Raw genomic sequence first — 22,540 nt, forward strand, 5'->3', positions numbered from 1 at the left:
CTGTGTTAATACGCCTTTGGCCTTGACCTTCTTCGTGCCTTCGTGCGCTTCGTGGTGAATAAAGCCCTTGAGCGGGCGCTCGCCTCACCCCCGATACCCAGACACAAAAAACCCGCGGGCCCGAGACTCGGGACCGCGGGTTCGCGGTACTGCGTTAGCGGATCCGCTTACCGGCTGCGGGCCGCGCGGTTGCCGCTGGCGGACGGGCGACCGTTGCCGCCGCGACCCCCACCGGGCTTGCCACCGCGACCGTTGCGCGGGGCGCCACTGCGGGCACCTCCGCCCGGCTTGCCACCCGGACCACCACGGCGATTGCCGTTGCCGTCATTGGCAGCCGGTTTCGGCGTGGCGAAGCCCTCGGTTTCGATACGGTCGATCGGGCGCTTGATCAGGCGTTCGATGCCCTTCAGCAGCTTGATCTCCTCGCCATCCACTAGCGACAGCGCGGCGCCGTCGGAGCCGGCACGCCCGGTGCGACCGATGCGATGCACGTAGTCTTCCGGCACGTTCGGCAGCTCGAAATTGACCACCTGCGGCAGCTGGTCGATGTCCAGCCCGCGCGCGGCGATATCCGTGGCTACCAGGACCGGCACCTGGCCGGACTTGAACTGCTTCAGCGCCTTGGTGCGCGCCGCCTGGCTCTTGTTGCCGTGGATCGCCTCGGAGCGCACGCCATCCTTCGACAGCTTCTCGGCCAGGCGATTGGCGCCATGCTTGGTGCGGGTAAACACCAGCACCTGTTCCCATTTGTTGGTGCGGATCAGGTGGCTCAGCAGCTCGCGCTTCTGGCTGGTCTCGACCAGGTGCACGCTTTGCTTCACGCCCTCGGCGGTCGTGTTGCGCGGCGCGATGTCGATCTCCGCCGGGTTGTTCAGCAGGCCGTTGGCCAGCTTGCGGATCTCGTCGGAGAACGTCGCCGAGAACATCAGGTTCTGGCGGTTCTTCGGCATCATCGCAATCAGCTTCTTGATATCACGGATGAAGCCCATGTCGAGCATGCGATCGGCCTCGTCGAGGACCAGAATCTCCACACCGGACAGGTCGATGGTCTTCTGATTGGCGTGATCCAGCAGACGCCCCGGCGTCGCCACCACGATGTCCATGCGATCACGCAGGGCCTTGATCTGCGGGTTCATGTTGACACCGCCGAAGATCGTCATCGAGCGCATCTTCAGATTGCGCCCGTAGGTCTTCACGGATTCGTGAACCTGCGCAGCCAGCTCGCGGGTCGGGGTCAGCACCAGGCAACGCGGGCGGCCATTGCCGGCCTGCGGCGCATCCGAGGTGGAAAGGCGCTGCAGAATCGGCAGGGTGAAGCCCGCGGTCTTGCCGGTGCCGGTCTGGGCGGCGGCCAGCAGGTCGCCTCCCTTCAGGACTTCCGGGATGGCCTGGGCCTGGATCGGGGTCGGGTGCTGGTACCCGGAGGTTTCCAGCGCACGCAAAAGGGTATCGGCCAACCCGAGGTCGGCAAAGGTCGTATCAGTCATGGAATGCTCCAACGCCACCCGCCACTCGTTCAACACAGAGCACCCATCGGGGGAAACGAAATCAGGGGGATCACTGCGAGCCGGAAGGCTCTGGATCAAATGAACGGACGCTGACGGGCGGGGCGTTCGATCCGGGCACTATACGCCTTTTGTCAATGAAAAGACACCGCTCCATACCCCATCGGATATATATTTGTTTTGTGCGGGAATATCCGCTAGCTTCATCTCAAAAAAACCGATGCCAACGCAGCATCGGTCAGGCCGACGCGACCCCAAACAACAACGATCGGCCATCAGGGGAACAAAATGAAACGCAACCTGCCTGTCACCGGGATCGAGGTGGACTACCCGGAGAGTGCCAATATCCTCTCCACCACCAACCTCAAGGGGGCCATCAGCTACGTCAACCCAGAGTTCATCGACATCAGCGGCTTCGAGGAAGAAGAGCTGCTGGGCAAGAATCACAACGTGGTTCGTCACCCGGACATGCCCCCTGCCGCATTCGAGGACCTCTGGCAGACCGTTCAAGGCGGACGATCCTGGATGGGAATGGTCAAGAACCGCTGCAAGAACGGCGACCATTACTGGGTCAGCGCGTACGTCACACCGGTGACCGAGGACGGTCAAACGGTCGAATACCAATCCGTCCGCACCAAGCCGCAACGCGAGCTGGTGGAAAAGGCCGAATCCGTCTACACCGCCCTGCTCGAGGGGCGCATGCCCCTGTCGCTGCGTCTGCCACGCATTGGCATCAAGACCCGGGCCGTCGCCTCGGTGGCCGGTGGCGTGCTGCTGGGCCTGATTGCCAGCCTCGCCCTGACCGGCATCACCTGGGGCTCCGCACTGGTCTTCACCCTGACCACCCTGCTGGTCGCCGGCCTGCTCGTCTGGACCAGTCTGACGCCGCTTTGCCGCGCGGTGGCCCACGCCCGCCGCATTGCCAACAACCCGGTCAGCCAGTACATCTACACCGGGCGTACCGACGAGGCCGGCGAGATCCTGTTCGCGATGCAGATGCTGGAGGCAGAGGCAGGCTCGGTCGTCGGGCGCATGGGGAACGCGGCCGAACGCCTTACCCGGACCGCCGACGCCCTGGTCACTGCGGTCGGTGACAGCCGGCAAGCCTGCAACCATCAACAGACCGAGACCGAGCAGGTGGCGAGCGCCACCCAGCAGATGGTGAACAGCGTGCAGGAGGTCGCCCGCAGCGCCCAGGGTGCGGCCGATGCAGCCGACCGGACCGACCGCGAAGCCGGTGCCGGAAGCGGCGTCGTGGCCGAAAGCACGCAGGCTATCGAAAACCTGGGACAGCATATTCGCGATGGATCGGGTGTGATGGCCGAACTGGAACGCCACAGCCAGGACATCAGCAGCGTTCTGGACGTGATCCGCGGCATCGCCGAGCAGACCAACCTGCTCGCCCTGAACGCGGCGATCGAGGCCGCACGCGCCGGCGAACAGGGGCGAGGCTTCGCCGTGGTGGCGGACGAGGTGCGCACACTGGCCAGTCGAACACAGGATTCCACCGCCGAAATCCAGCAGATGATCGAGCGTCTCCAGGATCGCGCGCGGGCTGCGGTGGCCTCCATGGAGCAAAGCCGCACGCAGGCCGAAACCAGCGTCGAACAGGCCCGGCAGGCGGCGGCGGCACTCGAAAACATCACCTCGGGCGTCGGACAGATCCGCGACATGAGCACCCGGATTGCGGCCGCCGTGGAACAACAGGGGACCGCCGGGGAAGAGATCCGCCGGGGGGTCGACTCGATCCGCAGCGCCGCCGACACCACCGCGAACCGGGCCGATCAAAGCGACACCGCCGCCCGCGAGGTCGCGCAGCTCGCAACCGGACTGCAAGGCCTCGCCCGGCAGTTCTGGGCAAGACATCGCTGAAAGGGAAAGCTCCCCAGATGACTTCCCCATCCGATCGGTACCTGCGGCAACATATTGCCCTCGCCTCCGGCGTTCTGCTGGCGCTATTGCTGTTACCGCTGGCGATCTGGATGCTCGGGGCGGAGCTGCCCCGCATCCTGCCCAGCGAACACCTGACCGCCTTCCACACGGGCGCGGAGTTGTTCGCGGTGGTTGTGGCCGTACTGGTGTTTGCGGTGGGCTACCACGTAATCGACCGCCGCCGCGTGGCCGCTTCTCTGCTGCTGGCGTGCGCCTTCCTGGCGGTCGCGTTGCTTGATTTCCTGCACCTGATGACCTATCCGGCCATGCCGGATTTCATCACCCCGAACTCGCCACAACAGACCTTGTTGTTCTGGCTGGCCGCGCGCCTGGTCGCGGCGGCGGCGTTGCTCGCCTACGTGGCCCTGCCCATGGTCTCGCAAAGCGACGGTCCACCACGCCATGTCTACCTGATCGGGAGTCTCCTGCTAGTCGCCTTGCTGGCGTGGATCGGACTTTGGCATGCGGAGATCATCCCGCCCCTGTTCGACCCGGTCAGCGGGCTCACGCCCATCAAGGTGGGGCTGGAGGCGCTGGTGATCAGCCTGCACCTGGTCACCCTGGCCCTGCTCGCCCTGCGCCGTGAGCTGCTGCAACGTCCGGGCATGCCCCTGGTCGCCGCCGCCCTGGTCATCAGCATCGGCAGCGGGCTGTTCTTCATGTTCTACGAAGACCTGACGGACACCCCGTTTGTACTCGGCCATATCTACAAGCTCGCGGCGTATCTCCTGATCTACCAGGGCCTGTTCCTGGAAAGCGTACGCTCGCCCCTCCAGCGCCTGCACCAGGCCCACCGCGATATCGAGATGCGCGAGCAGCGTTACCAGCAACTGGTGGAGACGGCCCCCGACGGCGTGCTGGTCACCGACATGGACGGCCGTATCGTGATGGCCAATCGCAACATCGAACGTCTGTTCGGATATCCACGCCAGCAATTGATCGGGCAACCGGTGGAGCGGCTGGTCCCCGAGCGCCTGCGCGAACGCCACCGCATGCACCGGCGAACACATGCCCACACCATCAACCGCCGCACCATGGGGCAGGTGCCCCACCTGCGCGGGTGCCGCATCGACGGCACCGAGTTCCCGCTGGACATCAGCCTGAATGCTTTCGACGACAGCGAAGGCCGCCGCATCACCGCGTTCATCCGCGACATCACCGACCGCCAGCGCCGCGAGGCGCGGATCCAGCACCAGGCCACCCACGACAGCCTGACCGAACTACCCAACCGCTGGCTCCTGCACGACCGCCTGACGCAGGGGATCGCCCAGGCCGAACGTCACGGCCACCCGATCGCCGTCATGCTGCTGGATCTCGACAACTTCAAGATGGTCAACGACACCTTCGGCCATCACGAGGGCGACCAGCTGCTGAAGGCCGTGGCCGCCCGACTTCAGGGCGCCCTGGACCAGGAGGCGACCATCGGGCGTTTCGGCGGCGACGAGTTCATGATCCTGCTGACCAACGTCGAGGACGAACAGGCCATCGGCCAGGTCGCCCAGCGCATCCTCGGCATCTTCGACAGCCCGTTCCAGACCGAACACGCGCGCAACCTCGCCTCCACCGGGAGCGTCGGTATCGCCCTGTTCCCGCGCGATGCCCGCGACGAATGCACCCTGGTGCGTTACGCCGACATGGCGATGTATGAGGCCAAGCACTCCGGACGCAACACCTATGCCTTCTTCTCACAGCACCTGGACGCCCAGGTGCATGAGGAACAGCGCCTGCAGCAGCGCCTCCAGCAGGCGCTGGAGAACCACGAACTCGAGCTGCACTACCAGCCCCTGCTCGATGTCGCCTCGAACCGCATCATCGGCGTCGAGGCCCTGGCACGCTGGACGGACACCGAGCTCGGACCGGTTGCTCCGGCACGCTTTATCGCCAGCGCCGAGGCCAACGGACTGATCCTGCCGCTGGGCGACTGGGTCATCCGCACGGCCTGCGAGCAGCTCGCCCAGTGGTCCCGCGCGGGTCTCGACCTCCGCGTCGCGATCAACATCTCCGCCATTCAGTTCCGCCAACATGACCTGGTGGACCATCTGGGCAGGGCTCTCCGAGCCACCGGCGCCCCACCCGAGCACCTCGAAATCGAGGTCACCGAAACCGTGGCCATGGCGGACGTCGCATTGACCCGCGATCAACTGCGCGGGCTAAAGGCCTTGGGCATCCGGGTCGCACTGGATGATTTCGGCACCGGCTATTCCTCCCTTGCCTACCTGAAATCGCTGCCGATCGACAAGCTCAAGATCGATCGCTCGTTCATCGCCGACATCGGCCAGGACCCGGAATCCGACATGATCCTGCGCTCCATCGTCCACCTCGGCCACAGCCTGGGCCTGACCCTGGTGGCCGAGGGCGTGGAGACCGAGGCACAGCGCGACTTCCTCCGGACGATCGGCTGCGACCTCTACCAGGGCTGGATTCATTCAAGGGCCATGGCGCCTCTCGCCCTCGCCGACTGCCTGGAGACACGCCTGGTCTGAAGCGGGGCCCCCACACCACCCCGTCGTCCCGGACACCGCGTAGCGGTGATCCGGGATCCCCCGGCCGGCCACCGCGACACCGAAGATCCCGGCTCCGCGCTGCGGTACGGCCGGGATGACATCAAGGGGAAGGACACCCACCATCAGCTCGAACCAGCGAGCGATCATTTTGCGTATCGCTCCGCCTGGCCTCCAACGCCTGCGCGCCAGCCAGCAACAAAAAGGCCGCCCGAAGGCGGCCTTTCGTGACCGAATCCAGCCATTCGCGCCGCCATCGAACCCCCGGCGACGCGGCGCTGGATCAGTACCCCGTACTGCCGTGCACGTCCGGCGGGGCCTCGCGCGTCAGCATCGACCACGTCAGGTGCGCCATCACCTCGGGCGCCACCACCGTATGGCGGTTCCCGCTGTTCTGCATCCCCTCGCGCAGCTCCTGGCGGACCTGCGGCTGCCCGGTCAGATCGAAGATCACGTCCACCTGATCCCCGCGCGCCACGAGATCCGCAACCGACTCCAGCGGGATCCCCTTCGCCTCGGCCAGCCGGCGCCCCTCGGTCTCGCCCTGCTCCGAGGCCGCGCAGATCGTCATCCCCGGCAGACCGGACTCCAGCAACATCTCGAGGAAGCGGCCGCCCACCCGGCCAAGCCCCACCACTGCAATCTGAATCGACATATGCACTCCATCCTTTTCTATTTTTGTTGTTTCCATGCATGCCCACGGTTGCCATCCGCCGGGCACGCTCCCCGACTGTAGGCCATGTGCGGCGCCCACGCACGCCAACCCGTGCACCGGGCCGCCCCGCCCGCCATCCGGCCATTTGGAGCGGCCCGCGGCACGCCCTAGAGTGCCCTGAGTTTGCCAACCAACCGGAGCCCCCCCATGGAAAACGTTCACCTGCCGATCCGCGCAGACCGCCGCGAGCAGGGCAAGATCATTCAGCGCATCGAACGCCTGGAGGGAGTGGAGCTGGAATTCACCGACCTCGACGTCGGCGACTACCTGCTGCCAAACGGCGTCGTGGTCGAGCGCAAGTCCGCCACCGACATGGTGCTCAGCGTCGTCGACAAGACCCTGTGGGAGAGCGCCGCCAAGCTGAAGGCCAACTACCAGCAGGTCGTCTACATCGTGGAGGGGGACCTCTACGAGCCGCGTTTCCACCAGCAGGCGCTGGACATCCACCGCGCCCTGGCCCACCTGACGATCGCCCTCGGGATCAGCGTCCTGCCCAGCTCCGATGCCGACAACAGCGGCATGCTGATCTACCTGCTGGGGCTGAACGCACAGATCGAGCCGGACCCGTCTGACCGCCCGACCAAGCCCGACACCCGGCGCAAGGCTGCCGAATTCATCGTCAGCGGCCTGCCCGGCGTCGAGGCCGACCAGGCCCGCGACCTCCTGCGCGACATCGGCAGCGTGCGCGACATCATCAACGCCGATGCTGCCACCCTCGCCCAGACCGACGGCCTCGACGCAGAACGCGCCCAACGCATCGAATCCGTCGTCACCTACGGCAGCCGCACCACCTGAACACCCCCCGAGCGGCCAGCCGCACGACCCTCTGTGGGAGCCTGCTTGCAGGCGAAGCCCCCGCCAAAGCCGGACCTGGACAGCGGACGATTGGCGAGGTGATGCGAGTCGCGGGGCTCATCGCATCCGACAATGCTGCCAACCCCGGACACGGGCAACGGACGTAGGATGCCGATGAGCGCAGCGAATCGCATCAAGAGGGCGGGTGTTGTCCCGTGAACGGTGCGTTTCGCGATGCTCAACGCACTCTACGACGCGTTACGACGCGTTCCCCAGCCACCGCCGCAGGCCGCCGCTACGGCGGATCTGGCGCTGGCTGGCCGCAACCAGCGTGCCCGCACGTGGCTCCAGCAGGCTGAACCAGCGGCTGGCGCGGGTGATCGCGGTGTACGCCAACTCGCGGGTCAGGATCGGGCTGTCCGCGTCCGGCAGCACCAGGGCCACGTGCTCGAACTCCGACCCCTGGGCCTTGTGCACCGTCAGGGCAAACGCGGTCTCGATGGCCTCCAGGCGGTTGGGCAGCACCCAGCGCACACGCCCGCCGTCCCCGGCGGCCAGGAACGCCACCCGCAGCACCCAGTCTTCGCCCTTGGTGGCATCCGAGTCCGCCTCCGGCTCGCCACGCGCCAGCCAGGCCGGGACGGCCAGGGCAATGCCGATATCGCCGTTGATCAGCCCCAGCGCGTAGTCATTGCGCGTGACGATCACCGGGCGCCCCTCGACCCATTGTCCGCCGGCCCCCGGCCCGTCCATCCGTCCCGCGTCCCCCTCGAGCAGGCCGCGCGCCTGCAAGGCCGCGGCGACGCGCCGGTTCAGCGTCTCCAGCCCCCACGGGCCGCGGCGCACCGCGCACAGGAGCTGGAACTGCCCGTGGGCCGCCAGCACGTCGCGCGCCCAGTCCTCCCAGGCCGCGCGCGGGGCCGCCGGGGCCGGCCGCGCCGCCCGCAGGCCCTCGAGATAGCCCGCATAACCCACCGCCTCGCCCTCCGGCGTGTCCGCGCGCCCGTCCACCGCGAGCGTCACCAGTGCCGGGTCCTCGGGCCCAGCGAGTACCTTTTGCCGGACGGCATCGTCCCCGTCCGGCCCATTCAATGCCTCGCCCGTGTTCACCGCCGCGGCCAACCGCCCGATCCCGCTGTCCGCGCCGAAGCGATGACTCTCGCGCAGCATCACGATGTGCTGGTCCAGCGCCTGACCGGCCGCATCCTGCATGGCCGCCGGCACGGCCATCCCGGTCACGGCCTCCAGCCAGTGCGCGGTCTGCGGCGTGTAGTGCCCGCCCCCGGCGCGGTGGCACAGTTCGCCCAGCACCGCGCCGGCCTCCACCGAGGCGAGCTGATCGCGATCCCCCAGCAGGATCAGGCGCGCCGTGCGGGGCACGGCCTCGACCAGGCTCGCCATCAGCTCCAGGTCGATCATCGAGGCCTCGTCCACCACCAGCACATCCACCGCCAGCGGGTTGCGCGCCCCGTGGCGGAAGTGCCGGGTATCCGGGCGCGCCCCGAGCAGGCGGTGCACCGTCACCACCTCGGCGGGCAGGTTCCGACGCAGCGCGTCGCCATCGGGCAGCTGGTCCAGCCCCAGGCGATCCAGCGCCCCGCTGACCGAGGCATTCAGGCGCGCCGCCGCCTTGCCGGTCGGCGCCGCCAGGCGGATGCGCAGCGGGTCGTCCGGACCCTGCAACCCCTGCAACAACGCGAGCAGTCGCAGCACGGTGGTGGTCTTGCCGGTCCCCGGCCCGCCGGTAATCACACTGAAGCCGGACCCGGCCGCCAGGGCGCAGGCCAGGCGCTGCCAGTCCGGGTCAGTGGCAGCCTCCGCCGGCGGTCCGAACAGATGATCCAGCCAGTCCCGCGCCGCCTGCTCGTCCAGCGCACCTTGCCAGGCCTCGCGGTCCGCCAGGCGCGCGCGGATGGCCTGGCCGATGCGGCGCTCGCTCTCCCAATAGCGGCGCAGATAGACCTGCTCCCCGGTATACACCAGCGGCGTTCCACCCAATTCGCCCGGTCCGGCCAGGCCACTGTCCTGCAGGGCCTCCGCGACCTGCGCAACGGATACCCCCTGCAGTACCGACGAAGGTCGCGGCGGCGGCCGCGAACCCGGCTCGCCCTCCGGCGGCAGGGCCAGCGTGGCGTCGGGGGCCTGCAGCAATGCGTCCAATTCCAGACAGACATGGCCGCGTCCGACCTGATGGCTGGCCAGCGCCGCCAGCAGCAGGGCCAACGGCGACGACGCCGGGGCCTGCTCGTGCAGGAAGCGCACCAGCGCCCGGTCCACGCTGCGCAGCCAGCCGGCCTCCTCCCACTCGCGCAATAGGTCGAGCACGGCCTCCGCCGAGGCCAGGGGGCCCGTTGTCATCACCGCGCTCATGCCGTCGCCTCCCGGTTCGGGCCGGCCGCCATGCGGTGATCCAGCCATTCAATCAGCGCGCGCGGCGGACAGTGATGGAACACCCCGTGCCCCGGCGCATCCACGCCACGCAGGAACAGGTACACCCCGCCGCCCATGTGGTGGTCATAGTCGTAGCCCGGCAGGCGTGCGGCCAGCTGGCGATGCAGTGCCAGGGTGTAGAGCACCAGCTGCAGGTCGTAACGGTGTTCCAGCACCGCCGCCTGCAGGCGTTCCGGGGTGTAGGCCTGGGCCGAGGCTCCCAGCCAGTTGGACTTGTAGTCCGCCACGTAATAGCGCCCGCCGTGCTCGAAGACCAGATCGACGAATCCCTTCAGCATCCCGTTCAGGGTCACGTTCCCTAGCGGCGGGCGCGGTTGTCCGGGCAGGATCTGCGCGCGGACCCCCTGATCCAGCTCGCCCGCCTGCAGGTTGCGCGTCGGATACAGGAACTCCAGCTCCGGCTGATAGGTGGTCAGGCCGCCCAGACTGAAATGTTCGCCGTCCTCCAGCGGGAAGGCGACCGCAAGCAACTGCTGCATCCAGTCCGCGACCGTCTCCGACCACTCGCCCCAGCCCCGCCGCTCGCAGCGTGTCGCGATCTCCTGCGCCATCCGTTCGGGATCTGCCGCCTGCGCAGCGAGCCCCTGCTCCGCCGCCCACTCCAGCAGCCCGTGGAGGAAGGTGCCGGGCCCGGGCCCGCGCGGGAAGGCATGCAGCCCACTGGCCGCGCGCGACTCGGGCTCCGACGCCTCCACCGGCGGCCGACTCGCATCCGCCACCCCCTCGCGCAGCACGTCCTCGCGCGCCGAGTCGGGGGCCACCGGCGCGACCCCCTCGTCATGCGCGGCAATCGCACTGTAACTGGCCACCCACCAGCGCTCGAAGCGGCGCGGCGGCGGCACCCGGGCCGGCCCCGTCGCGGTCGTGGCACTGCCCATCTGCGCGGCCACCGCGCGCGCCTCCGGCAGAGCCCCCACATGAATCGCCGATGCGTCGCCGGCTGCATCCCGCAGCGCGGCCTCCAACCCGCTGTCCTGCACCCCCGCGGGTCCGGCCAGCAGGTATCCGGCCGCCGTGCGGTCGAAGTGATTGGTCTTGCTGTTTCCGGAGACGATCGGCGCAATCCCCAGCCAGCAGGCATGCCGCGCGCGGGTCATGCCGACATACAACAGGCGCAGATCCTCGGCCAGGCGCTCGCGCTCGGCGCGCTCGAACACCTCGCCGTCCATGCGGAATACCCAGCGCGCCCCACCCTGCGGCGGATGATCGCGGTAGGGCACGTCCTTGGCCGTATCCGTCTGACGGAAATTGCAGACGAACGGCAGGAACACCAGCGGATACTCCAGCCCCTTGGACTTGTGCAGCGTAACCACCTTGACCAGGTCCTCGTCGCTCTCCAGGCGCAGGACCTGCTCCTCCCCGGTCTCGCCTTCGCCGCCGCGATGTTCCGTCAGATGCCGGATCAGCGCCTGCTCGCCATCCAGCTCGGCGGCCGCCTGCTGCAACAGCTCGCTCAGATGCAGCAGGTTGGTCAGGGCACGCTCGCCCTCGGCCGTGGCCCGCAGCCGGCGCGGGACCTCGAAGTCGTGCAGCAGGCGGCGCAGCATCGGCAGCACCCCGCGCGACTGCCACAGCCGCCGATAGTCGCGGAACTGCTCGACGCGGACCTCCCACGCCAGCTCGTCCAGCGTCAGCCGATGCAGTTCGTCCAGCGACTGCCCCAGCGTCGCGGTCGCCAGCGCCGCGCGCAGCAGGCGTTCACTGGTCGGCTCGGCGCAGGCGCGCAGCCAGCGCAGCAGGTCTCCCGCCTCGGCGGTCGCATACACCGACTCGCGATCGGACAGGTACACACTGCGCACACCCCGCCGGCGCAGCTCCGCACGGATCGCATCCGCCTCGCCACGCCCGCGCACCAGCACCGCCATGTCGCGTGGCCGTACCCCGGTCAATTCCTCACCTTTGCGGAAGCCACAGCGACCGGCCATCCCGCCGTTGAGCAGTTCCACCATGTAGCTGGCGCAGGCCTGCGCCATGCGCTCGCGATAGGCGCCCTTGCCCACCGGCTCGCCCGGGTCATGGCACCACAGCGTAACGGCCGGCACCGCCTGTCCGTCGGTCTCAAAGGCCTCCGGGCGGCCGTTCGCGTCCACCGGCAGAAACGGCAAGGGGTTCTCCGTTCCCGAGCGGAACAGGAAGGCCCCGTCCTGCCAGCCCTCGGCATGCTGGAACAGCCGGTTCACGCCCTGCACCAGGGCATCGGTCGACCGGAAGTTTCGCTCCAGCGTGTAATGCCGCCCGGCGGTGGCCGCGCGCGCGGCGAGATAGGTATGGATATCCGCCCCGCGAAAGCGATAGATCGACTGCTTGGGGTCGCCGATCAGCAGCACGCCCAGATCGCGCGGGTTCTCGTCGATGCGGTAGACGCGGTGGAAGATCCGATACTGCACCGGATCGGTATCCTGGAACTCGTCGACCAGCGCCACCGGGAACTGGGCGCGCAGGGTCGCTGCCAGGTGTTCGCCGCCGGGTCCGTCCAGGGCGTCGCGCAGCCGGGTCAGCAGGTCGTTGAAACCCATCTGCGCGCGTTGACGCTGTGCCTGGCGAAACCGCGCGTCCACCTGCCGCGCAGCCGCCTGCAACAGGCGCTCGCGGTCGTCCAAACAGACCTCGGCATGATCGTCCAGCCCCGCGAAGGCCGGATGCAGATCGTCCGGCAGCGCCTGCCCCGCCTTCAGCCGGGCCTGCATCCCGGCCGCGCTGAAACGCTCCAGGGGCGAGTCGCCGGAGACCCCGCCTGGTCGCAGTGCGCCGGGGTCCGCCGCCCAGTCGCGCATGGCCCCCAGCAACTTCTCCGGGTTGCTGTACTTCTGCTTGTTCAGAACCGAGTTGCGCAGCGTCTCGAACTGCGCGGCCACCGCCGCAAAGTCCTCGCGCCAGGGCCGCTTCATGGCCTCCAGCCGCGCCAGCCGATCGCCCAATGCAGCTGCCAAGCCTTCCGGCGTCTCCAGCTCCACATCCGCCGTGTGGGCCGGGAGATGCCCGACCAGCGGCCGGATCTTCTGCAGCAACGTGTCGGGATCAGCACCGAAGGCGTTGCGCAGCAGCGCGAGTGGCGCCGCCGGTTGCGGATAGACAAAACGGCGCCAGTAGTCGCGCGCCGCGTCCGCCAGCAACTCCTGCTGGTCGCTCGCCAGGTCCTGGGTGAACAGGCTCCCGCTGTCGAAGGCATGCTCGCGCAGCATGCGATAGCACCAGCCATGAATGGTGGAGACCGCGGCCTCGTCCATCCACTCCGCCGCCAGCTCCAGCCGGCGCGCGGCGCCCGGACGCTCCGCCTCCGTGTATTCGCGGCGCAACTGCTTGTGGATATCCTGGACGCCCGGCACCGCGTCCGGGTCCTGCGCGCGGAACACGCGCGCGGCAATCGCCAGCGCGTCGCGGATGCGTTCGCGCAACTCCTGGGTCGCCGCGTCGGTAAAGGTCATCACCAGGATCTGCGGCGGCGTCAGGGCGTCAATGCCCTCGGGCAGCTCGCCGTGCCCCAGCACCAGGCGCAGGTACAGCGCGGCGATGGTGTAAGTCTTGCCGGTGCCGGCACTCGCCTCGATCAGGCGGCTGCCGTGCAGGGGCAGCCCCAGCAGATCCAGCTTGTGGGCGGTCGCGCTCATGCGGGGTCCTCTGCCTGATTCACCACGAAAAACACCGGCCGGTAGATCCGGTCGCGCCAGAAGGCAAAGTCCGGATCGTCCAGCAGGGTCTCGGGGTCGGGCCAGGCACGCGCCAGCGCCGGGCTGCGCGACCATTCGCCGGCGGCGAAGTCATTCCCGCGCAGGGTCTTCAGCGCCTCGTCATACGGATCCTTCGATCCCTCCTCCGCCGCGAGCCAGGCAAAGGCTGCGGCGCAGGCCAGCGGCAGCGGCCGCTCCTGGCCCGCCGCCCAGGCCTCCAGCAGCGTCCCCAGCAACTCCTCGGCCAGCCCCGGCTCCAGCCCCGGGAGCTCCAGGCGCTTGTCCAGTCCAACCAGTTCGGAGCCCACGCCGCCCGTCCCGGCGTTGGCCAGCAGATGCATCACCCAGGGCGCCATCAGCTTGTCGAAGCGCCACTTCTTGCCATCGCCGATGCGGCTTGCGGTGTAGTCGAGGCACATCCGCGCCTGCCCGTCGCTGCGCAGGGCGGGTGGCACGGCCTCCAGGCCCCAGTGCTCGTGTTCCAGACGCAGGGGCCGCGCGGCCGGCAACGACTCGGGGTACAGCGCATAGCGCTCGCCGATCCGCTCCAGAAGCCGCGCGGCCTCCTCCACCATCGCGCCGCGCTCCAGCTCGCCTGCCGCACCCAGCGGCAGCCGGCCCGCGCGCTGCAGCCGGGCCGACTCCGCCTCTAGGATGCTCGGCCAGGCCTCCGCGTCGTCGGTGGTATCGAGTGCCGCCGCGACCAGTTGCTGACGCACCTGCCACTGCTCCAGCCCGGCCAGGCCAAAGGGTTCCAGGTCGTCGCCGGCCTCTTCCTCCTCGTCGAAAAACACCCCCAGACGATGGCGGAAGAACGCCTCCACCGGGAAGCGCAGAAAGCGCGTTAGTGCCTCCGGCCCCAGGGCGCGCGGCTCGCGCTCGGCCTCCAGCAACGGCACCGCCGCGGGGGCGCCACCAGCGGCATCCGCCGCAGCGGCCGGCGCCGGATCGTGCACCGCCTCCCACTCCCGCGCGTAGGTAAAGTGCCGAGCGTCGGCGGCGTCTGTTGCCGGGAAATTCACCGGGGAGAACGGCTGCAGCGGGTGCCAGGTGGTCAGGTGGTCCACCAGGGCCGGGCCGGCCTCCGGCCCGTCGGACCCGGCCAGCCCCCAGCCCACCGCCAGGTGATCACGCAGCTGGCCCACCAGCACCGACGGCGGGCGCGGCTCGTTGTCGCGCACGTGCCGCCCTACCCAGCTCACATGCAGCTGGCGCCGCGCGGAGAGCAGCGCCTCCAGGAACAGGTAGCGGTCGTCCTCGCGCCGCGAGCGATCGCCCGGACGGTAGTCGTTCGCCATCAGGTCGAAGTCCACCGGGGTCGGGCTGCGCGGATAGTCGCCGTCGTTCATCCCCAGCAGACAGACCACCTGGAACGGGATCGCCCGCATCGGCATCAGGGTGCAGAAGTTCACCTGCCCGGCCAGAAAACGCTGGCCCACCCCGGAATCGTCCTGGCTGGCCAGCCACTGTTCGCGCACCACCGCCAGCGGCAGCGCCTCTTCCAGTCCGGCCGCCGCGCAGTCCTCGCGCCATTGATCCAGGGCCTCGCCCAGCTGCTCCAGGGTGAACAGCTCGGCATCGGTCTCGGCCGCGAAGAACTGCTCCAGCAGCCCGCCCAGATGCACGGCCCAGTCTGCCGGCGCATGCGCCTGGCGCAGCCACGCCCACGCCTCCTCCAGGGCGGCGATCAGGGCGTCCAGCGGCCCCAGCAGCGCGGCACTCAGCCCGCCGATCTCGTCGTAGGGCTCCAGGCCCTGCCACGGGCCCTGGTCTCCCAGCGCGTAGCCCAGCAACATCCGTCGCAGGCCGAAGCGCCAGGTGTTCTGCTCCAGCCCCTCGGGCAGGCCCAGCCCGGCGCGCTGCGCGGCATCCAGCCCCCAGCGCACGCCGGCCCCCTCGGCCCAGTGGTGCAGCTGGCCCAGGTCCTCCTCCGCGATGCCAAAGCGCCGGCGCACCGCCGAAACATCCAGCAGATCCAGCAGCTCGCTGACGCCCATCCGGCTCTCCGGCAGCGACAACAACTGCTCCAGCGCAATCAGCACCGGATCGCGACCGCGCGGCCCCTGGTCCGACAGCGTGTACGGGATAAAACGCGGATCATCGGTCTCCGGCTGGCCGAACACCGCCTCTATGTGCGGGGCGTACTGATCGATGTCCGGCACCATCACGATCACGTCGCGCGGGCGCAGCGACGAGTCGCGCTCGAAGTGGTCCAGCAGCCGGTCGTGCAGCAGCTCCACCTCGCGCAGCGGGCTGTGCGCCACGTGGAACTGGATGGAATGGTCCTCCGCCGGGACCGCGGGCCAGGTCTCCCGGGTCTCGGCGAGCGGGCGCAGCTCGCGGATGTCCTCCTGCAGCTGGTGCAGCAGGCAGTCCTCCGGCCCGCGCGTGCCGTGTGGCTCGAAGACGTCGACGCGCTCCCAGTCCAGCGTGCGCAGCACCCGGCCGTAGTGTTCGGGGTCGTCGTGTTCGTCCAGCAGCCCGATGTAGTCGCGTCCCTGCTTGCCCCAGGCCGCCAGCAGCGGGTGGGCGTGGTTGTGCAGCTCCGCCTCGTCGAGGGCCTCGGGCATGCTTGCCTTGCGCGCCTGGCGCCGGCGCGTGGCGCGCAGCAGGTCCTTGTCGGCGACGATGTCGGCCCAGTAGTGCTCGCAGGGGTTGTGCACGCAGACCAGCACCTGGCAGAACCGCGCCAGGCCCTCCAGCGCCTCCAGGATCTGCCCCGGCAGCGAAGAGATGCCGAACACGATGATCCGCCGGGGCAGGCCCGCCGGGCGCTGCTCCAGCGCGCGCACCGCGTCCATGTACCGGGCATGCACGGCCGAGCGACTGACCGCCTCGCGGGCCGCACCGATATCCGCCTGCAGCAGGCGCCACAGCTCGGCCTGCCAGCGCTGCCCCGGGGCCAGCTCGCGCTCCTGCCCGCGGGCGTCGCGCAGGATGTCGCGTCCGGCCGCCCAGTCGGTCAGCCAGTCAGCGCGGTACACCTGGTACTGATCGAACAGGTCCGCCAGGCGCTCGGCCAGCTGGAAACGCTTGCGCAGGTCGCCCCCCTGCCCCGGATCGTCGTCCTGCAGGAACTGGCGCAGCGGTGCAAAGGCGTCCTGCGCCAGGCACTCGGGCAACAGGCGCATCAGGCGCCAGGTCAGCGGCCGCTTGGCGTACGGGGATTCCAGCGGGACGGCCTCGGCGCCAAGCACCGCGCGATAGGCCGACCACACGAAGCGCGACGGCAACTGCATGTCCAGCGCCGCCGCGATCCCGCAGCCCGGCGGGTCGGCATCCGGCGGCGCGGCCAGGGCATGCCGCAGCCACTGCGCCATGCCGTTGCTCTGCACCAGGATGGTCTCGTTCTCCAGCGGACCGAGCGGCGCGCGGCGCATCCACTCCACCGCCAGCGTGCGCAGCGACTCCAGGTGATTGCCATGCAGCACCACCATCCCTGGCTGCAACTCGCGCGACTCCACCAACCCGGCTCCTTGATCCATTCGGGAAATACCGCGCAAGGCCTCAAGGCCCGCGTGGTCCAGATGCGCCTACCCTACCATCCCCAGGCGACGATCCCCGTCGCGGTATTCACCGTTACGGCGTGAATTCCGGGCTATCCTCAAGGCAACAGGCTTCAGGCCCGAGGCGCAGCCAGCAAGGCCTCGAACTCGAGCGCCGGCACCGGGCGGCTGGCGTAGAAGCCCTGATAGTGGTCACAGCCCAGCTCGCGCAGAACCGCGAGCTGCTCGGCGGTCTCCACGCCTTCCGCCAGCACGGTCAGCCCAAGGCCATGGCCCAGACCAACGATGGAGCGGGCAATGGAGCGATCGTCCGCGCTGCCGGTCGCATCGTCCTCGGCCAGACCGTCGACGAAGCTCTTATCGATCTTGAGCGTATCCACCGGGAAACGCTTGAGCTGCGCCATGGAGGAGTACCCGGTGCCAAAGTCGTCGATGGCGAAGTGCACCCCGCGCTCGCGCAGGCGCATCAGGATGCGCCGGGCCCGGCTCGGGTCCGCCATCAACGCGGACTCGGTGATCTCCAGCTCCAGCTGATCCGCCGGGAACTCGAAGTCCTCCAGCAGCTGGCCCACCTGCTGGTCGATCGGCACCCGCTGGAACTGCAGCGCCGAGACGTTCACCGCCAGGCGGATCGGCGGATAGCCCGCCGCGCGCCAGCGATGGCCCTGCTCGATCACCCGGCGCAGCACCCAGCCCCCTAGCTCCACGATCAGGCCGGTCTGCTCGGCCAGCGGGATAAAGCGCCCCGGCGAGATCGGACCCAACTCGGGATCGGTCCAGCGCAACAGCGCCTCCGCCCCCAGCAGACGCCCGTCCTCGACGTTGTATTGCGGCTGGTAGTGGACCTCCAGCGCATCCGCCTCGATGGCGCGGCGCAGGCGCGCCGACAGGTCAATGCGCTCGCGTGCCGCACGGGTGAACTCGTCGGAGTAATACCGATAGCTCCCGCGCCCGTCCATCTTGGCCTGTGATAGCGCGGTACTCGCCTGCTGCAACAGGGTGTCGGCATCCACCCCATGGTCGGGGAAGACCGCGATGCCAACCGTCGCGGCAATCTCCATCTCCACGCCGTTGCCGAGATCACAGGGGTAGCCCACCTCGCGGATGATGTTCTCCGCCACCAGCGCGGCGTCGTCCACATGCCCCAGGTTCTCCACCAGCACCGCGAACTCGTCGCTCGCCAGGCGGGCAACGGTATCGGTTCCGCGCCGCCCCACCTGCAGGCGCTCACCGACGATCTTCAGCAAGCGGTCGCCCGCGGCGTGGCCCTGGCTGTCGTTGATGTCCTTGAAGCGGTCGATATCCACGAACAGCAGCGCCAGATGCCCCTGGCGTCGACGCATCAACGAGATGCCGTGCGTCAGGCGTGCGCGCAGCAAGCGGCGATTCGGCAGCTCGGTCAGCGGATCGTGATGCGCGAGGAAGTCGAGCTCCGCCTCCGACGCCTTGATCCGCGAGATATCCGCGAACACCGATACGTAATGTGTAAGGTGGCCCTGCTCGTCGCGCACCGCGGTAATGCTCTGCAACTCTGGGAAGATCTCGCCGTTCTTGCGCCGGTTCCAGATCTCGCCCTGCCAGTGACCGTTCACCTGCAGCTCGTGATACATGCTGGTGTAGAACGCCTGATCGTGGCGCCCGGACTGGAACATCTTCGGCGTGTGCCCCACCACCTCGTCCTGGGTGTATCCCATCAACTGGGTAAAGGCCCGGTTCACCGACAGGATATGGGCGCTGGCATCCGTAATCACCACCCCTTCTCGGGTGTTCTCGAACACCACCGAGGCCAGGCGCTGCCGCTCTTCCTGTTCGCGCTGTTCGGTGATGTCCCCGACCGTCGCCACCACCCGGTCCAGCTCGCCCTGCGGCGTGCGGCTGCACTTCACGTCGATATCCGCGACCATCACCCGCCCGTCACGGCGCAGCAGGCGTTTCACCACGCTATAACCCGGACGGTCGCCGCGGCGCATCTCGGCGTCCAGCACCGCCTCGCAACCACGATCCTCGGGTATGGCCAGGCGGTCCCAGTCCATCGCCGCCAACTCGTCCGGCGCATAACCCAGCATGTCGGCCAGGCACGCATTCATGCGCTCCCAGCCCTGACCCCGCGGCCCCGAAATCGCCATGCCGACAAACGGCATATCGAAAAAGATCCCGAGCAGCCGATCTTGATCGGCGTGAGCCCGCACCAGGACCAGGTTGCGCCGCAACCACTGCTGACGCCACAGCAACGCCCCCGCCCCGAGCACGACCAGCCAGACGAACAGCGTGGCCCCGGCCGCCCACGCCCCCTGCTGCCGTGGCAGCGCCTGAAGCGCGTCGAGATCGCGCTTCAGCACCAGGTCCCAGCCCGCGGGTGCCAGCCCCTGTACACCGGCAAGGAACGGACTGTCCGCGTCCTCAAAGCGCTCGATCACAACGTCGCCACGCGGATGATCCAGGACCCGTTCGCGCAGCCGGGGGAAGGCCGCAGGCGCCGGGATAATCAGGCCTCCGGACTCGGTGATCCGGGCAATCATGGCGCGCTGGTCGCCCTCGCGCACCACGATATGCGCCTGGGCATCCATGCCGTTGCGATTCTCGGTCAGGGTCAGCAACGGATGCAGGTTCTCGAGCGTCGATGACAGCAGCACCAGTCCCACCACCGGATCCTGCGGCGCCGCCCGGTCGCGCACCGGCACCGCCCAGCTGATCCGCGGGCGCCGGTCCGGGTCCGCGTGCAGGATCGGCTCACTGGTCTCGCCACTGCGGCGCACCTCGCGCAGCACCGCGTCCATCGCGGCCTCGTCGAGGGCACTGCGGCCCAGTTCGATCACCGGCTGACGATCCGCGTCCAGCAGGGCCACGCTGTCGTAATCATAAGCCGTGCGCATCAGCTCCAGGCGATCGAGCACCTGCTCCAGCGCCAGCGTCGAACGCCGCTCGAGGGCCGTTACCGCGAACAGGTTGAAGCCCCGCGCCTCGCCCAGAACCATCGCGTCGCCGGTACGCTCCGCCAGCCATTGGTCGATCACGCCGCCCTTCAAGAAAGCCGCGCGTTGCAGATCCTCACGCGCCTGCGATTCGGCGGCGGCCCCCTGCAAATGCCACGCGCCTAGCCCTACGCCTGCGGTGGAGGCGATCACCGCCACGGCCAGCACCAGCCAGGGCCAGGAGCCGAAACGCGCCAGCTCCTCGCGCGCACCCGTACCCGGCGCCTCGTCGCGCCAGGCCGGCAACCAGCGCATCGCAAGATAAAGCAGCGCCCCGGAGACCAGCACGAACCCAAAGCCCTTGCCCAGGTTCACCCGTGTCAGGGCGGTCGTGATGTCCGCCCCCGCCCACCAGGCCAGCGCCACATCGGACAGGGCAATCCACAACAGCCCCAGCACGACATAGGCACCCGCGATCCACCCGGCCGCGAAGCGCCGCGACACCTGACGCCGGGTCGTCATCGGCGGTGCCCGCACGCGCTCGACGCGGACGCAAAAAAGCGCCGCGCCCCGTTGCCGGCCGGCGCGGCGCCCCATCGGGCCGAATCGCTGCTAATCGCGTCGCTTCTCGTCAATGCCAACGGCATCTGCATCGGGGGGCACCCCGTCTCCATTCAAGCGTTCATTGCACATTCCAGGGGAACCGGCGGGCCGTCATCCCCTCGGCCCCAACAACAAGGGACCCGCCGAAGCGGGCCCCATTGCACCGGGCACGTCAGATCCTATCCAGCCTGACGCCCGGCCTGCGGTACAGGACTGTACCGGATTGCGTTACTCGGCGATGGCCCGCTCGATAATCGCCTCGATCTCCTCGGAAGACTTCTCCATCACCTCGGCCACGCCTTCCGGCATCATCGGCAGGAAGTCCGGGACATTCATCCGCGAGATGAACACATCCCCCTGGCTGTCCTGATAAATGCTCACCCGGCAGGGCATGAAGGCGGAAACCGGGCGATACGCATCCTCTTCCAGGATCTGCGCGCTGTAGCGCCCGCTGCAGACGTCCAGGATCACCACCGGATCAATGGTGAAACCGCGCTCGGACAGCGTCCCGGCCATGTTGTTGCGGTTCAGGATGCTCCAGCCGGCCTCGGACGCCTCGCGCTCGAACGCGGCCAGGGTTTCCGGGAACGAATGGGGGCTCTGCGTCACCTTCACCATCTCCGGCTGCTGGTCGCCATGGTTATCGGCCTGCGCCGCACCGACAAACGCCAGCGCCAGCAGCATCGCCACCAGTGCGAGGAACCGCGGGCCGTGGCGCATGGTCATCACTTTAGAATGCATCATGGTTTCTCCTTTCCCGGGAAGCGGGAATGCTCGTGATCGGCTGCCTCTTCGGTACGTTGGAGGCAGCAACGGTTATACAGGATAGCGCCCAACGAGCCCGGCTATCTTGATGCAGGTCAACCGAACACGAATCAGACCCGTTCTACACGGGCACAACCGACGTCACCAACATCGCAACCAGGAGATCGACATGGAAGCCACACTGAAGGACGGAACGGTCACCCTGAAGATCGACAAGAAGACCGCGAAGGGCATCGCCGAAAACATCACCGAGCTCGAAGGCGAGATCAGCAACGGCGCGCGGGCACTGGGCTCCGTGCTGCAAGACGGCATCTACGAGCTGGAAAACGAATTCCGCCAGCCGCCGCATGCCTTCGACGAGCAGGCCCCCAAGCAGCCCTCCATCGAGGACTGAGCCTGCCGCCGCAAAGGCATCATCGACTCACCACAAGACACTAAGGAGCAGCACATGCACCTGGAAAAAGCGGAAAACGGGGAACTCGTCATCACCATGCCCCAGGCGGAAGCCGCCGACGCCCTGGCCACGCTCAAGAAGCGCGCCGACGAACTCGACGAGTGCGAGGAGCTAACCGAAGCCCTGGAAAACGCCGGCATCCAACTACCGGAGCAACCGGACCACATCCGCCACGAATACATGCCCCCCGCCGACCACTGACCCGGCACCCGCCCCACACCCCGTGGGGCTGGCCCAGTGCCACCACCGCTGCAAGAGACCAGGCCCCTGGGCGATACGGGTCCAACCAACCCGCAATCGCCGAGCGGCTCGGCTCCTGCACGGCCCGGAGCCACAGAAGGTGCAAGGCCCGACCCTCGTGGGAGCGCCGCAGTCCGCGCCGCCCCGCCAGACCCGACCCCTGCACATCCCCCGGATCCTTCTCCTCGCGACCACAGCCCTTAATCCCGCCATCGCGAGGAGCAAAGCGACGTGGCGATCTCCTCGATCGACCCAAACGCCCGCCCATTAGCCCGGCCGTACTACCCGGCACGCCTCCAGGCTCCAAGACCCCGAATCACCGGAGACAAGCCTGTAACGGCGCCTCCCACCCATCGGAAAGCCACGTCTCCTTCACAAGACCCGCAAAGAGAAAGAGCCGCCTCGGCGTCCATGCCCAGGCGGCTCTTTCGGGGGCATCCTTGTCCCCGCGGCAAAAATTAACACAGCGACAAAATTATTCCATCCACACACC

The 22,540-nt window shown here is 68.4% G+C and carries 12 protein-coding genes; 5 read left to right on the forward strand and 7 right to left on the reverse strand.

Annotated features, from left to right (window positions below):
• Nucleotides 1–167: 167 nt before the first annotated feature.
• Nucleotides 168–1,487, reverse strand: coding sequence for a DEAD/DEAH box helicase (locus G335_RS0112185; RefSeq protein ID WP_018176927.1), 1,320 nt, complete (start codon nt 1,485–1,487; stop codon nt 168–170).
• Nucleotides 1,488–1,793: 306 nt separating this feature from the next.
• Here G335_RS0112185 and G335_RS0112190 point away from each other — a divergent pair, with 306 nt between their 5' ends.
• On the forward strand, nt 1,794–3,377 hold the full coding sequence (locus tag G335_RS0112190) for a PAS domain-containing methyl-accepting chemotaxis protein (protein WP_018176928.1): 1,584 nt from the start codon (nt 1,794–1,796) through the stop codon (nt 3,375–3,377).
• Nucleotides 3,378–3,394: 17 nt separating this feature from the next.
• A complete protein-coding gene (locus G335_RS0112195) occupies nt 3,395–5,920 on the forward strand; it encodes a bifunctional diguanylate cyclase/phosphodiesterase (RefSeq protein ID WP_018176929.1) in 2,526 nt (841 codons plus the stop codon).
• Nucleotides 5,921–6,221: 301 nt separating this feature from the next.
• On the opposite strand, the gene G335_RS0112200 is transcribed toward G335_RS0112195, so the two are convergent.
• On the reverse strand, nt 6,222–6,593 hold the full coding sequence (locus G335_RS0112200; RefSeq protein ID WP_018169568.1) for a hypothetical protein: 372 nt from the start codon (nt 6,591–6,593) through the stop codon (nt 6,222–6,224).
• Between the two features lie 207 nt (nt 6,594–6,800).
• On the opposite strand from G335_RS0112200, the gene G335_RS0112205 reads away from it, so the two are divergent.
• Nucleotides 6,801–7,448 carry an ERCC4 domain-containing protein gene (locus G335_RS0112205; RefSeq protein ID WP_018169567.1) on the forward strand — a complete coding sequence of 216 codons (648 nt, stop codon included), beginning with the start codon at nt 6,801–6,803 and terminating at the stop codon, nt 7,446–7,448.
• 258 nt (nt 7,449–7,706) lie between these two features.
• Here the strand turns inward: G335_RS0112205 and recD are convergent, their stop codons facing one another.
• From recD to G335_RS0112230, 5 genes are all read right to left on the reverse strand, one after another.
• Nucleotides 7,707–9,818 (reverse strand): exodeoxyribonuclease V subunit alpha, encoded by a 2,112-nt coding sequence (gene recD, locus G335_RS0112210; RefSeq protein ID WP_018176930.1) that lies wholly within the window; start codon nt 9,816–9,818, stop codon nt 7,707–7,709.
• Complete coding sequence (gene recB, locus G335_RS0112215; protein WP_018176931.1) at nt 9,815–13,507, reverse strand: exodeoxyribonuclease V subunit beta; 3,693 nt, start codon at nt 13,505–13,507, stop codon at nt 9,815–9,817. The genes recD and recB overlap by 4 nt, the downstream gene beginning before the upstream one ends.
• Nucleotides 13,504–17,004: an exodeoxyribonuclease V subunit gamma gene (gene recC / locus G335_RS0112220; protein ID WP_043690124.1), complete on the reverse strand. Its 3,501-nt coding sequence runs from the start codon at nt 17,002–17,004 to the stop codon at nt 13,504–13,506. The genes recB and recC overlap by 4 nt, the downstream gene beginning before the upstream one ends.
• Nucleotides 17,005–17,186: 182 nt before the next feature.
• On the reverse strand, nt 17,187–20,507 hold the full coding sequence (locus G335_RS0112225) for a bifunctional diguanylate cyclase/phosphodiesterase (RefSeq protein ID WP_026304839.1): 3,321 nt from the start codon (nt 20,505–20,507) through the stop codon (nt 17,187–17,189).
• Between the two features lie 309 nt (nt 20,508–20,816).
• Complete coding sequence (locus G335_RS0112230; RefSeq protein WP_018176934.1) at nt 20,817–21,314, reverse strand: DUF302 domain-containing protein; 498 nt, start codon at nt 21,312–21,314, stop codon at nt 20,817–20,819.
• A 208-nt stretch (nt 21,315–21,522) separates the two neighbouring features.
• On the opposite strand from G335_RS0112230, the gene G335_RS0112235 reads away from it, so the two are divergent.
• Both G335_RS0112235 and G335_RS0112240 read left to right on the forward strand, forming a co-directional pair.
• Nucleotides 21,523–21,747 carry a hypothetical protein gene (locus tag G335_RS0112235; RefSeq protein WP_018169561.1) on the forward strand — a complete coding sequence of 75 codons (225 nt, stop codon included), beginning with the start codon at nt 21,523–21,525 and terminating at the stop codon, nt 21,745–21,747.
• 54 nt (nt 21,748–21,801) lie between these two features.
• Entirely contained in the window at nt 21,802–22,008 is a 207-nt protein-coding gene (locus G335_RS0112240; protein WP_018145901.1) for a hypothetical protein, read from the forward strand.
• The last annotated feature ends 532 nt before the right edge of the window (nt 22,009–22,540 follow it).

The sequence above is a fragment of the Thioalkalivibrio sp. AKL8 genome (assembly GCF_000380525.1).
In the GTDB taxonomy this organism is placed as follows: Bacteria; Pseudomonadota; Gammaproteobacteria; order Ectothiorhodospirales; family Ectothiorhodospiraceae; genus Thioalkalivibrio; species Thioalkalivibrio versutus.